The organism is Okibacterium endophyticum, from assembly GCF_054780075.1.
The window spans coordinates 1-13,156 of record NZ_BAAGXA010000011.1; the positions used below are offsets into that span (position 1 = coordinate 1).

At 68.0% G+C, this 13,156-nt stretch carries 10 protein-coding genes; 2 read left to right on the plus strand and 8 right to left on the minus strand.

What is annotated here, in order from left to right; translation table 11 throughout:
* Nucleotides 1-377 precede the first annotated feature (377 nt).
* Both ACYVF5_RS13740 and ACYVF5_RS13745 read left to right on the plus strand, forming a co-directional pair.
* Nucleotides 378-752, plus strand: a complete 375-nt coding sequence (locus tag ACYVF5_RS13740; protein ID WP_460947353.1) for a VOC family protein — start codon at nt 378-380, stop codon at nt 750-752.
* Nucleotides 753-916: 164 nt separating this feature from the next.
* On the plus strand, nt 917-1,207 hold the full coding sequence (locus ACYVF5_RS13745) for a hypothetical protein (RefSeq protein WP_460947355.1): 291 nt from the start codon (nt 917-919) through the stop codon (nt 1,205-1,207).
* A 26-nt stretch (nt 1,208-1,233) separates the two neighbouring features.
* Here ACYVF5_RS13745 and ACYVF5_RS13750 read toward each other — a convergent pair whose 3' ends face one another.
* The 8 genes from ACYVF5_RS13750 to ACYVF5_RS13785 form a co-directional block, all read right to left on the minus strand.
* Complete coding sequence (locus tag ACYVF5_RS13750) at nt 1,234-4,104, minus strand: alpha-mannosidase (RefSeq protein ID WP_460947357.1); 2,871 nt, start codon at nt 4,102-4,104, stop codon at nt 1,234-1,236.
* 1 nt (nt 4,105) lies between these two features.
* Entirely contained in the window at nt 4,106-4,681 is a 576-nt protein-coding gene (locus tag ACYVF5_RS13755; RefSeq protein ID WP_460947359.1) for a D-sedoheptulose-7-phosphate isomerase, read from the minus strand.
* Entirely contained in the window at nt 4,674-5,681 is a 1,008-nt protein-coding gene (locus tag ACYVF5_RS13760) for an ROK family protein (RefSeq protein ID WP_460947361.1), read from the minus strand. Before ACYVF5_RS13760 ends, ACYVF5_RS13755 begins: the two co-directional genes overlap by 8 nt.
* Before the next feature lie 187 nt (nt 5,682-5,868).
* Nucleotides 5,869-7,821 carry an MBL fold metallo-hydrolase gene (locus ACYVF5_RS13765; RefSeq protein WP_460947363.1) on the minus strand — a complete coding sequence of 651 codons (1,953 nt, stop codon included), beginning with the start codon at nt 7,819-7,821 and terminating at the stop codon, nt 5,869-5,871.
* Nucleotides 7,818-9,797, minus strand: coding sequence for a hypothetical protein (locus tag ACYVF5_RS13770; protein ID WP_460947365.1), 1,980 nt, complete (start codon nt 9,795-9,797; stop codon nt 7,818-7,820). The genes ACYVF5_RS13765 and ACYVF5_RS13770 overlap by 4 nt, the downstream gene beginning before the upstream one ends.
* Nucleotides 9,794-10,492, minus strand: a complete 699-nt coding sequence (locus ACYVF5_RS13775; RefSeq protein ID WP_460947367.1) for an aspartate/glutamate racemase family protein — start codon at nt 10,490-10,492, stop codon at nt 9,794-9,796. The genes ACYVF5_RS13770 and ACYVF5_RS13775 overlap by 4 nt, the downstream gene beginning before the upstream one ends.
* On the minus strand, nt 10,489-11,415 hold the full coding sequence (locus tag ACYVF5_RS13780) for a hypothetical protein (protein WP_460947369.1): 927 nt from the start codon (nt 11,413-11,415) through the stop codon (nt 10,489-10,491). Before ACYVF5_RS13780 ends, ACYVF5_RS13775 begins: the two co-directional genes overlap by 4 nt.
* Nucleotides 11,412-13,124 (minus strand): FGGY-family carbohydrate kinase, encoded by a 1,713-nt coding sequence (locus ACYVF5_RS13785; protein ID WP_460947371.1) that lies wholly within the window; start codon nt 13,122-13,124, stop codon nt 11,412-11,414. Before ACYVF5_RS13785 ends, ACYVF5_RS13780 begins: the two co-directional genes overlap by 4 nt.
* Nucleotides 13,125-13,156 lie beyond the last annotated feature (32 nt).

Consider the following 13,156-nt stretch of genomic DNA (forward strand, 5'->3'; position numbering starts at 1 on the left):
GTGTGCTGGTCATAACACTCAGTGAAGCAGTGACCACTGACACTCACCCTGCCAGAACCCGCGTAAACACGCGGGTTGTGGACACGTTCTTCGAGAAAGTTCGCTGTGCAGAAGATGGGCAGTAAAGCAGGTCTCGACACGCTCGACCACCGCGGGGTGTGGCGGGTTCGTCACGGTGAGGGTCTCGACAGGCTCGACCACCGCGGGGTGTGGCGGGCTCGACACCGTGGGGGTCTCGACAGGCTCGACCACCGGGAGGGGCTCGACGCGGACCGTGTCGAACCCTCCCGGCATGCTCGCTCCGACGGGGGATGTCACCGGAGCGTGGCAATATACCCGGGTCGGGTCGAGTGGCCTGACGGAGAGTAGGGACTTCTATGGATTTCGCATCGATACGGATCATCACGGAAGACGTCGACAGGCTCGCCCGTTTCTATGAGCTCGTCACCGGATCGGTCCCGGACCGACCAGCGCCCGAGTTCGCCGTGTTCCGCACGTCGGCCGGTGCCATCGCGATCGGAAGCACCGCTACGGTCGCGATGCTCGGAGAGCAGGCGCCGAAACCGGGGAAAAACGACTCGATCATCATCGAATTGCATGTGGCCGACGTAGACGCGGAGGTTGCGCGCCTGCGCGACGATCTCGGGGAGATGGTGCTCGAGCCGACCACGATGCCATGGGGAAACCGATCCGCGTTGTTCCGCGACCCAGACGGCAACCTCGTCAACCTGTTTTCGCGCCCCGCTGGCTGAACAGTACGCGAGTCGCCGATGGTGTCCTTATCGCGGCATCCCCACCCTGCCGGGAGCACAGCTGCGGATGACGGTCAAGCCCCTGCCGGGTGCCGACCGGCGAGTCTAACCTGGCACGGAGAAGTACCCGCAAGACCGCGAGACCGCATGAGCAAGGAGACAGGATGCACGTGCAGCGAGGGGCCGCAGACACGAGTTCGCGGAGTGCAACGGTCCGCTCGTGGTTGTTCGCCGCTTCCGCCGCGCTCGGTGCCGCTTCCGCTGCCGCAACAGCCGTGGCGGTCGTGCGCTACCTGTCTCTGCGCACACGCCAGCAGCGGCAGGCGGTTGACGTCAACGCCATCGCATCGCCGAACTACGCACAGGTGCGTATCGCCGGCGCCGGGCGCAAAGACTCCGCCCGCGACGCGTCGCCCGTTCCTCCCGAGAACCCCCACGCTCCTCCCGGACGCTGAGAGAGTGACGGGGAGGGCGTCACGTATCACGGCTCGTTGCGCTCCTCGCTTGTGCGGGAGTGCGAAGAGCTGACGTCTTCGATTCCCGGCCGGGGCTTCGGCGCCAGGTCGTCTGTGGTCCCGGTCTCAGGCTCGGCGGATGCCCGCGCATCGACGGGTCCTCCGTCTGTCGGCCATTCGATCAGATCGACCTCGGTGACCCGCAGTCGCTGGTCGCGCGGAATACGGAATGTGCGCAACTGGCTGGGGCCGAAGTGCGCGTCGATCACGCGACCGACCACCGGCAGGCTGATCTGTGCCGAACCGCTCTCGCCACGTGTCTCGACAGCGCGCACGATCAGGTCGGCGCTGCCGCCGCCATCGGCATCCGCCCGGTCTTCGCTGCCCTTCACGGCGGTGATCATCACCGGCCCGCCGTCGTCGGAGGCGAACGAATGGGCCGGCCCGAGCGCACCGCCGTGCGAGGACTCGAGCATCGCCCGCACCGGGGCCTCGAGCAGGGCGGCTCGACGCGCGGGGTCGACCTCCCGCCAGTCGCCCGCGTGGGGGGCGAGCTCATAGCTGAACCTCTGGATGCCCTGGTCCTGATAGCTGTAGATGCCTTCTGGGTCGAGCAGCCTCGGGTCGTGCCATGCATAAACAGGGCTGCGGGTGGCGGTGATGCCGATGCTCGGGTTGTCGCCGGGCGAGGCGTCGAAACCGTGTTTGTTTGCGGCGATCACCGTCAGGCCGGCCGATCTGCCGTCGATCGTCCCGCTGAGGTCGACCCACGACTGCGCAGGCTCCTCTGATCCGTCTACCGGTCGCTCCAGGTGCCCGAACGGCACCCCGAACGTGGCGTGCGGGTCGTGAAGAGCCGTTGGAAAACGCAGCTTGAGCAGGTGCGCCCGCTCGCGCCAGTCGAGAGTCGCATCGACCCTCAGCACGGCGGAATCGTGGTCGAGCACCAGGTCTTCTGCGAGTGTCGACGCACCCCAGCCGCGCTCGATCCTCACGCGTGCGCGAAGCGGGCCGCTCTCACGCACGACGATGCGCGAGAGCTCCATCGGCGCGCCGGGCCAGGCATACGAGATGACGCGGTGGCCCCAGGTGTCTGTCGGGTCGTCGCAGACCTGGGTGTGCGTCTCGGTCACGACGCCGGCGGCGACATCGATGCCCGTCGTCTTGTCGAGGTACGACCGGATCCACCCTGTCCGCTCATCGAGCTCGATCCGGATCAGATCGTTCTCGAGCACGTGCTCGGTGACCTTGAGCCCGCCGCCGGCAGACGGATGCTCAGGGGGGACCGGGGAGCGGCCCTGACGCATGCGGTACAGACGGTAGCCGAGAGCGGGCACGTCTGACCGAAAGACGAGGGCACCGCGGCTCACGTCGCTTGTGGTCGCCGTCGACTGGGTGTGTTGCATGAGCACGGGGGTGCCGTCGGCGTCGACGACGTGCACGCCGTCTCGGAGGGCGCCGTAGTTGAGCGGCACGTCCGTGCTGACCGGCCACGGATGCTGGTTGAACACCACAACCGGCTGGGTCCCGTCTTCGAAGGGAACGTTGATCTGGCGTGCGATCACGTTGTGCGCCCTCACGGTGATGCGCTTGGCGATCGAGATCGCCTCACCGAGCTGATCTCTGGCATCCTCGTATGCCGGTTCGATCGCAGAGCCGGGCAGAACGTCGTGGAACTGGTTGAAGAGCACCTGTTTCCAGGCCCTCTCGAGCTGTTCCCTCGGATACGCGATGTCGTCGCGCACGGCGGTCACCGCTGCCCAGCGCTCCGCCGAGAGCACTGCATGCTGGGCACGACGCTGCCACGCTTTGATGCCCGAGTGGGCCGAGTAGCAGCCGGCCGCGTGGTGCTGCAGGTCGTCTCGGCGCACCGTGAGCGACTCGAGGAACACCGGGCCGCGCGCGACGACCTCGTCGAGGTATTCACGGGGAGAGGACATCTTCATCCTTCCGAACGAGCCCATTCGGTCGTAGCGGTGGATCGACTCGATGTTCGCCCGGGTCGGCCCGCCGCCGTGGTTTCCGACGCCGTAGAAGATCATGGCGTCTCCCAGGCTCTTGTCGAAGTTGCCGAGCGCCTTGTCTGCCTGACCGTCGACCGATCCTGGTGCGCTGCCGTACTCGAAGGGGATGCGGTAGCCCAGAACACGGCTTCCGTCGGGTGCCTCCCACCAGAACAGGCTCTCGTCGAAGTCGCTCTCGTGGGGGCCGGGCCTCAGGAACAGGTACGAGTCCATGCCCTGCCCGCGCAGGATCTGCGGCAGCATCACGTTGTGGCCGAACGGGTCGACGTTCATGCCGACCGTCGCCGGCTTGCCGAAGCGTGACCGCAGATAGCGCTGGCCGTACAAGCCCTGCCGCACGAAGCTCTCGCCCATGGGCATGTTGCAGTCCGGCTCGACCCACCAGCCGCCGACGTTCACCCATCGCCCGTCTGCCACGCGCTGCCTGATCCGCTCGAACAGCTCGGGGTCGGATTCCTCGACCCAGCTGAGCAGCACCATCTGGTCGCAGGTGAAGACGAAATCCGGATACTCGTCCATCCGCTCGATCGCCGACCAGAACGTGGCCCGTGCCTCTTGGTAGCCTTCCTGCCACGGCCACAGCCACACCGGGTCGAGGTGGGCGTTCCCGATCATGTGCAGTGTGCGATCGGGGGTCGCGAAGGGGCGTGACTCCGGATCGAGAGCGGCAGACTGAACGCCGGCAGGTGCGTTCGCGACGGGAGCCGCCACACGCGCGGACGGATGCCGTCTGGCCGGACGTCGCGCCGGCGCCTTGGCCGGCATCCGTTGTTCTTCTGGTGCCTGTCGTTCTTCTGGTGTCCGTTGTGTGTCTGGGGCCCGGTGTGCGTCGGCCGCGCGATCGGCGGCGGGTGCCTGTCTCTTGTTCGGCATGTTATGCCCCCTCTGCGGCGGCCCAGTCATCGACCATCTCTGAGATCACGTGCAGCATAAAGGTGTGCATCTCCTGTATTCGCGGGGTGTACGTCGACGGCACGAGAAGGGCGACATCCGCTGCGTCGAGCGCCGCGCCGCCGCTTCCGCCCCCGAACAGCACTGTTGTGGCTCCATTCGCCCTGGCCTGGTGCATGGCCTTCACCACGTTGGCCGATGAGCCAGACGTTGTGAAGGCAGCGACCACATCACCGGTTCTGGCGAGTGCCTGCACCTGTCGTGAGAACACGTCGTCATAGGAGTAGTCGTTGGCGATGCAGGTGAGCGTGGTCGGGTCGGTGCTCAGGGTGACGGCGCCGAGCGGGCGCCTGTCGTGTTTGTAGTGACCGATGATCTCGCCGGTGAAGTGCTGGGCGTCTGCAGCGCTCCCCCCGTTGCCGAAGGTGTAGAGCGTCTTGTCGTCGGCGAAGGCGCGGCAGAGCAGCCGGCCGACCTCGTGCACACGCGGCAGGATCGCGTCGACGCCGCGCGCCGTCGCGACGTGGTCGGTGAGCTGATCGCGCATCCAGTCAGCCACCGCTCGCCTGCCTCTGTGCCATGATCGTGCGCGGGGTGACGGATGCCTCGAGCAGGTCGAAGGCGGCGGCTCCGGCTCCGACGACGCAGACCACGTCGCCCAGCGCGGCGCGCTCGATGCGGACCATGCGAGCCGCAGGCGGCATGGCGTCGCGCTTCACGGCCTGTCGTATCGGTGCGAGGAGGAACTCCCCGGAGCGGGTGACTCCCCCGCCGAGCACAACGAGATCCGGCTCCATGATGTTCACGAGGTCCGTGATCGCGACACCGAGCAGTCTCGTCGTCTCGTTCCAGACGTCGAGCGAGAGGCTGTCGCCGCGCTGCGCGGCCGCAGAGACGTCTTCGGCGCGGATCACAGGCAGCGACGCGAGGGAGGAGGAGGAACCCGAGTGCTCCACAGCCTCTCTGGCGCGCTGGGCGATAGAGGTTCCCGAGGCATAGCCCTCGAGGCATCCGCGCCGCCCGCAGAGACACGCGCGGCCTCCCGAACGCACCAGGATGTGGCCGAACTCTCCCCCGTTGCGCGCCGCGCCGCGGTGCAGCTGCCCGTTGATCACGGCACCGCCGCCGATCCCCGTCGACACCGTCAGGTAGAGCATCGTCGACGATCCCCTGCCCGCACCGTATCGATGCTCTGCGAGCGCCGCAGATGTGGCATCGTTCTCAAGGGTGGCAGGAACACCGAATCGGGTCTCGGCCAGGGCTGTGATCGGCACCAGGCTCCACCCGGGCAGGTGCAGGGGACTGATGAGCACACCACGTTGTGCATCGAGCGGACCACCGCACGAGATGCCGACAGCCGCTATCGATTCGAACCCGGAATCCCTGATTGCGCGCTCCCCCATGCGGAAGAGGTGCTCGATCACCGAGTTCGGGCCGTTCTCTCGAGCCGTCGGCTCGACGACGAGGCCGTGAGTGCGGCCATCGGCCGTGACCACGGCGACAGCGAGTTTCGTTCCACCGATGTCGAGCGCGAGCACCGGTTGCCGCTGTGCCGTCATCTGTCCCCCCTGACCTGATGTGTGGGATCGATCCCACACGATCCTACGGGGCGCTCTGCGGTGGGTCAACTGTCTGGGCCGAGCCGGTTCGTCTGTCAGAACGGATGCATCCGTCGGCACCGATGCATCCGTCGGCACCGACGCCCCGCCTCGCTGCGGCACGGTGTTCATCCGGCGCCTAGGCACGTTAAAACGCCTCAAACCGTGCGTTGGCGACGGATAAAACCGTGTGATCGGGCAGCGCAGCCTCAACGACGTCGATGAGAGCCTCTGTGTGCTGCCCGAGCATCAGCGAGCCGATCGTCACGTCGAGGGCGATACGTGCCCTCCGCTCCGCGCCGGCGCCGACCCGCACAGAGAATGACACCTCGCGTTCCTCGCCCGGCTCCAGCTCAACGAGCAACTCGGCGGTGCCGGTGCCAGAGCCGGCGCCTGAGTGGCCGTCAGCAGTCGTCACCGACCACCCGCGCGGCAGAACGGGGCGCATGAGTGCCGTCTCGGTGTGCGGATGCGGGTTGCGCACCGTGGCCGAGAAGGGGATGACCGAGCCGCTCGCTGCGCGTGAGCGGTACGGCATCAGGCGGCTGAGCACCCCGTCTGCCCCGAGGTCGAGCTCGTCGAGCGGCAGGAGAGCCTCGTGCATCTCGATGAGGTCCTCTCCCGCATAGACGAGGTAGTCGAGGTAGCCGTCCTCCACCCAGCGCGGCTCCCAGTGCCCGCTGGCGAGAAGGCCGGGGGCTATGCGCCGATAGAGCTCTGCGCTGGCGAGGTAGTCGGGGATCCTGAAGCGATTGCGGTACTGGTAGTTGAGGATCTCGTGCCGTTCCCCCGGAATGCCGAGGTTCTCTTGCTGATCCCCCGTGAACACGACGGTGACGCCGTCGACGTGCAGCTCGAACGCGGCGGCGAACAGCGTGTGCCCCGGCTGCTCGTGCACCCTGATCGTGTACTCGTTCCAGGTGAACGCCTCGCCGACGGGCAGCACCCGGTCTGAGAGGATCGGCTCGTACCACTGGCACGGAAGGTCGTAGCGCCACGGATCGTCGAGCACGGGGGCGACGTTCGACGGCGACCAGATCTCCGTTCCCTCAACGTCTCGAAGCAGGCTCAGACCCGCGACGTGGTCATCGTGATAGTGCGTCGGCAGTGCGACGGCGATCTTCGACACAGCGAACTGGCGCTTGAGCTGCGGAAGGGATGCCAGCCACGGCCGACGGGCCGCGCGGTCCGATCCTGTGGGCAGGCCCGTGGTCATGTCGTAGCCGTAGTCGATGACGAGCGCTTCGCCCGTCTTCGACAGCAGCACGTACGAGCACGACAGGCTCGAGCGGTTGAGCAGCAGATGCTCCGTCAACCTGACGTAGGGGTTTCTCAGCCGGTCGTGAAGATCCCACGGGTGCCAGCGTTTCGAGTCGACGTGATACTGCATGCGTGCGGCGAGCAACTCGAGCGCACCGGCCGGATCGTCGATGGGGCCGCCGTGCGACGGCAGCAGCAGCGACGGATGCTCGTCTTGCAGCAGGTGGCAGCTGAGAACGATCATCGCCGGCCCCTCGTGCGCCGTGTACGACCACTGGGTCGCCGCGAGCGACCAGACCTTGCCCGGCGCATAGATGAGGTCGCCGGCGAAGGCGATGCGCGAGCCGTCTCGGTCGAGCAGGTAGGTCACAGAGCCGATCGTGTGCCCCGGTGTGGGAACGGTGGTGATCTCGACACCGCCGAAACCCGCGGTGCGGTACTCGGGAACGGTTCCGCTCACCTCGATCGGCTCGAGCAGCGAGAACCGGTCTTGCCTGACGTTGTAGTCGTTGTCGAGCTGCCTGGTGCGCCACATCTCGTCGACGTTCTCGAACAGGTCGACCTCGACGGGGGGCACGTGAACCCGTGCGCCATGCGCTATCGCACGGGGCAGGCCCTGGCCCTGGTCGCGATGGTGATGGGTCATCAGAACGTCGGTGATCCTGGTGATCCCCAGGTCGTCGAGCACATCGAGCGCCAGCCCGGACCCGAAGTCGATGGCGACGGCCGTGCGTTCGCCGTTGTGTTCGGTCGCGATCAGATAGACGTTGCAGGTGTCTCGCACCCGGAAGACCCCGGGTGCGACCTCTGTCGCGACGGATGCCGGTGCGGGTGCCGTCATCGCTGCATCCGTTCTCGGTACGCAGACCAGGTGGCTGCGATCGCCCGCAGGTCGTCTGCGTCGATGTGCTCCCCCGACCTGTCGATCGCCTCGACGTAGTACAACGCGGGCACACCCTTGTCGATCTGCGCCCGCGCGTAGCGCAGCCACTCGGCACGATCGGGCATCGGCCACTGGTCGGTGTCGATGAGGTGATCGGGAAGAACGCGTGTCGCGACCGCGTGCCGCAGCTCGAGCTGATCGACGACCGGAACCGGCTCGCCGACGACATCGAGCTTCGACACGTCGTTCAGTCGCACCATGTCGCACACGTCGGCGAACGAGGGATGCATCGCGTGCGCGATCACGAGGGCATCCGGTTTCGCGGCCTTCGCCGACCTGTGGATCTGTTCGAGCAGGCGATGCAATGCAGCGATTCCCCAGAGGCCGGAGCCCGTGAGGGTCCGGCCGCTCGGCCCGCGCTGGGTGAAGTCGATCTTGAAGCCGTCTGCATCGAGTCCGTCCGGCCCGATCAGCTCGTTGACCACACGGCGCACACGCCCCAGATAGGCCTCGCTGCCGGCATCCGCTGTGACCGGCCTGCCCGTGCGATCCAGCACGCATTCCTCTGCGGCCAGGCCTTCGGGGTCCCAGGCCTTCCACCAGAGCAGCACCCGCTGGCCGTCGCGGTGCCGATCGGCGATCCAGCCCTTGAGGTCGGGCCAGTGATCGGTGTCGACGACGCCGGTGCCGTATTCGGCCTGCCAGCGGTCGTCGATCACGATGGTGCCCGGCACCAGGTCGTTGGCCTTCAGCCGCTCGAGGAACTCGTTGTACACACCCTCGCGGGCGAAGCTCGGCGCCGTTCTGATCACAGCGAGTTCTTCGGCGCCGGACTCCGGAGCTGTGTCGTCGGTGGGAGAGTCATCGTCGCCATGCAGACGGTGGGCCGAGCGCGCGCACTGTGCCCCCCATCCGCAGAAGATCGGTTCCCGCCACCATCCCGCCGGCTCCGGTGCGGCACCGGGGGCACAGCCGGACGCCACGAGGTCGCGGCGATAATCGGTCAGCACCGACCACCCGTCTGCAACGGGTCTGAGCACGATGGTCGGTGACGTCCACTCGCCGTCCACGCGGGTGTGCCCCTCGTAGTCGAGCGTTATGAGAAAGCCGTCTTCGAGCGGTGAGTACCGCATGGCGGTGAAGGTCAGCTCGTGCACCGGGGCACGGAGCCAGAGGCCGAGCCAGTCTCCGGAGGGGACGTCGGTCGCCCCCGTCGCCGGTGACCGCGAGAGCCCGAGGGCGAGCGGAGGGGGTGAGAAGACGGCGTGGAGTCGCCCGGCTGCAGCGTCTCCGACCACCCCGAGAGAGACGGGGGTGCGGGCCGGCCTGACCAGTTGAACGGGCTCGCCGGCGACGGGAGCGAGAACACTCGTGAAGGCCACGCCGGAGCGGAAGGCGCCCGTCGCGCCGCTTGCCAGACTGCCACGACCGCCGAAGAGCGTGACCTCGTCGAGGTCACCGGCTCCGGTGACGTTCACGGACAGCTCGACCGACTCCGGTGTGCACAGCAGCCGGGTCTCGTGCCGTTGCCAGGCAGTGCTGCTGAGCGGAACCGTGACGAGGACGTGTGTTCCGTCGGTAGCGGGCACCTCGGTGATCGTGATCTCACCCACTCCCCACACCTCGTCGGCGTCGGCGAGGGTGCCGACGCCGCTGAGAAGGTTGATCTCCATCCACTCGGTGCCCTCCCAGGCCGTTCCGTTCCACTTCCCGCCGCGGCGGGCGCCCGGGGTGCGCGACCTTCCGTGGAGCACTGCATGAGGTGCAGACGTGCTGCCGGATGGGGAGAGTTCCAGCCGGTACGACTCGGCGTGCACGGTGAGGCGGTCGCCGGCTCGGTCGCCGGGACGGGCTCCAGGGCGGGCTCCAGGGCGGGCTCCGGTGCGCTCCACACGCAGGGCCGGCCGTGTGCGGGTTATGTCGTCGACGGTCATCGTGCACGCTCCGCGTCGTCGTGTGTGGTGCCCATCGTGTTGTCGAGCGCCCTCAGCAGGGCAGCGATTCCGCCTGAGGGCGAGGTGAGCACGGGGGTGCTGACGCGCTGACCGGCAACGGCGTCCACCATCGTCGCCTGCGCGAGCACAACGACATCGGCCTCTGCGCCGGGTTCGAGGATCGCCTGCGCGATGAGCCTGTTGTGCTCGGCCCGATCGCCTGAGGACCTCGCCGCAGCCGCTCCCCGCACAACGTGCGCCTCGATGCGCGTCTGGTCGTCACCGGCCGCGCGTTCGATCAGTCGTGTTGTGGGGCCGAGGGTGGCCTCGAGGGTCGCCAGCACCAGGATGCGACCTGTCCCGTTCCGCCCCAGGCGCACCGCTTCATCCGCCATCGCCGCGTCGACGCGGATGACGGGGACGGATGCCGTTGCCGCCGCTGCTTCGACGGCTTCGCCGATCGACGAGCAGGTGACGAGCACGGCCATCGCCCCGGACGCGGCGAGGTGGGCGACATGTGCGCGCACCGCGCTGTGCACGGCATCCGTCACCCCGGTGTCCACAGCCGTCTGCAACAGCACGGGGTCGGCGATGTGCACGAGTTCGACGTCGGGGCGGGTCGCGGTGATGTCCGTGTGGAAACTGCCCGCGAGGGCGGGGACGGTGTGCAACAGGCCCGCGCGTGCTGTGCTCATGAGAGGCTCCAGGGTCGTGCGTGGGTGTCGACCACGTCGATCAGCGCTTCGAGGCGCGGGACCGCGCGCTCGCGGAGTGCCAGGCGCACGTCTTCGGCGTCCATGCTGCCGTCCGGCGCCATCCCGGTGCCGACGACGTCGCTCCACAGCGCTCGTCCGGCCAGGAATCCGCTTGCGCCGGCACGGCAGGCCGCCTCGACCGCGGAGCGGAACGCCTCTCGCTCGACGCCCTGAGAGAGCACCACCCAGGGGCCGGTGATCGCCCCGGCGAGGCGCTCGCTCGCTCGGCGTTGCTCGTCTGGGGTTCCCGCGCCGGCCAGGGGAACCTGCACTTTGTACAGGCTCTGCCCCAGCGCCGAGAGCTCGCGGGCGGCCTCGTTGATGGCGTCGTCCGCATCCCAGGCGCCCGCATCGAGTTCTTCGGGCGTCGCGCGCACAACAGGCTCGAGCACCGAGAGCAGGCCGCGTTCACGTGCGGCCCCGACGAATGACCTGGCCAGTTCGACCCTCTGCTCGCGGCGATCGTCTCGACGCCAGATGATGAGCAGCTTAAGAGCATCCACACCACGAAGGTCGGTGTCGGGGCCGAGCACCACGTCGTCGAGCGCCGTCTCTTCGACGGGGCCACCGTCGTCCTGCGTCAGGGCGTCTGCCGCGAGGATCAGCCCCGTCGAGTCCCCGAGCATCCCCGCGGAGCGCACTCGATCGAAGCCGTAGTGCCTGTCGATCAGGAAGGCAGAGGCCAGCGGGCCGAGAACGTCGGCGACCACGAGCTTGAACGAGGTGAGCACGTCGTCTGCCGGCCTCCCGGCTCCGACCGCGTCGAACATCGCGCGCAGGCTCTCACGCTGGTCCATCGCCACCATGGCGAGGCCGCCGCCGTCGCGCGCGAGGCGGTCGAGTGTGGCTGTGGGTCTGTTCATCGGGCTCTCTCGCGTGTGCCGGTGTCTGCTGTGGGTTCTCGGTCGTCGTCGGGCGCCCCGCCGGCCCGTGCAGCGTCGACGAACGCGGCGAACATCTCTTCGAGGCGCGCCTTCTCGGCAGCGGCGGGCGAAGACCGTTGTGCATCCGATGGGATGACGTCTGTGACGGATGCCAGGGGCAGCGTCGCGTCTGCCGGCACACGTCCGTTGTGCACCAGGGCGAGCAGGCCTGCAGACGAGGCCACCGTCTGCGTCGCCTCGACGCGAGAGAGAGGCGCGTCGAGCACAAGCGACTTCATCCTGAGCCAGTCCGCGTTGTCGGCCGGTGCTCCCAGTATCCGGATCGCAGAGCGCCCGCCATCGGCGCCCCCGGCATCCGTCACACAGTCTTCGCCGATCAGTGCGCGCTGGGTCTCGTTCATCCAGCGCAGCTGCAGGCACATTCCGACGAGCGTCGCCGTCCAGAGCTCCGCGGTTGTGCAGCGCGAGCTGTGGACGGGACGACCACAGACGTCGACCAGGCGAGCTCTGGCACCGGCATCCGGGTGCGGTGTCTGCCTGCCGGCTGGATACGGCAGCACCATCAGCGCGCCGGGGAGCTCGCCGGCCAGACCGGACGGCACACCGTCTGGGAACCACTTCTCGATCAGAAACCCCGCACCGCTTGTGCCGGCGAGCAGGTTCTCGTGTGTGCCGGACACGGTTCTGGTGAGGCTCATGCCCGCCATCGAGACGGCGAGGCGATCGACCGGACGCTCGAGAACACGGAGAAGAGCCTCACTCGTGCCGAGCGAATCGGCGACCTGGCCGGGTTCGCGCACTCCCGCTCCCCACGCGCCGACCGCATGGTCATGCCCGCAGACGTATACGGGCAGTCCAGGTGCAAGACCTGTGCGCTGTGCGGCTGCGCGGGTGAGGCCGCCCGCCGGCTCACCGGGCTCGGTGACTGTCGCGAGACGGTACGGCGCCAGGCCGACGACCGACAGGAGCCACGGATCGAAGCCGGCGGGAACAGGCTCACCGAAGGCGGGCAGCAGGTAGGCCCCGGTCCGCCCGGCGAGTGTGTGGTCTGTGGCGAGAGTGCCGGTGAGCTCGAGGGCGAGCAGATCGGCGACGCCCGCCCAGTGGGCCATCCGCCGCCAGAGCGCGGGGTCGTCGCGCCGCAGACCGTGCCACACGGCCAGCGGGGCCTTCGGCACCGGCTGCACACCGGTCGCGGCGAAGAACTCTTCTGGCCCGATCTCATCGAAGACCGTGCTGCCGCTCACACCCGCGGTGTGTGCGTCGTTCGGCCGGCGGCGGTTCCAGTGGATGAGGGGTGTGAGCGGCAGGCCGTCCGCGTCGAGTGCGACGCCGGTCTCCGCCATCGAGCTGATCCCGATGGTGACCGGTTGCCCGGACGTGACTGGATCGGTCGGATCGCTGCTGCCGTCTGGGACCTGAACGACGTCGCGGATGGCGTCCATAACCCCGGTGAGCAGATCGGGTGCAGAGGCCGGTGTGGGGAACGAGCGCGTCTCGAGCTCGCGAACCTCCGTGTGCGGCGCGTCGATGCCCGCGTCCCCGACAATCGGCTCGCCGGCATCCGCAGCGATGAGTGCGATCTTGGTGTTGGTGCTGCCGATGTCGATTCCGATGCTGAGAAGCGGGGTCGACGAGCCGTCAGGCCCGCGGAGCGCGCGAGCACGACTCGACGTCGATGTGCCCATGGATCAATTCTGTCCGTTTCTGCACAACAAGG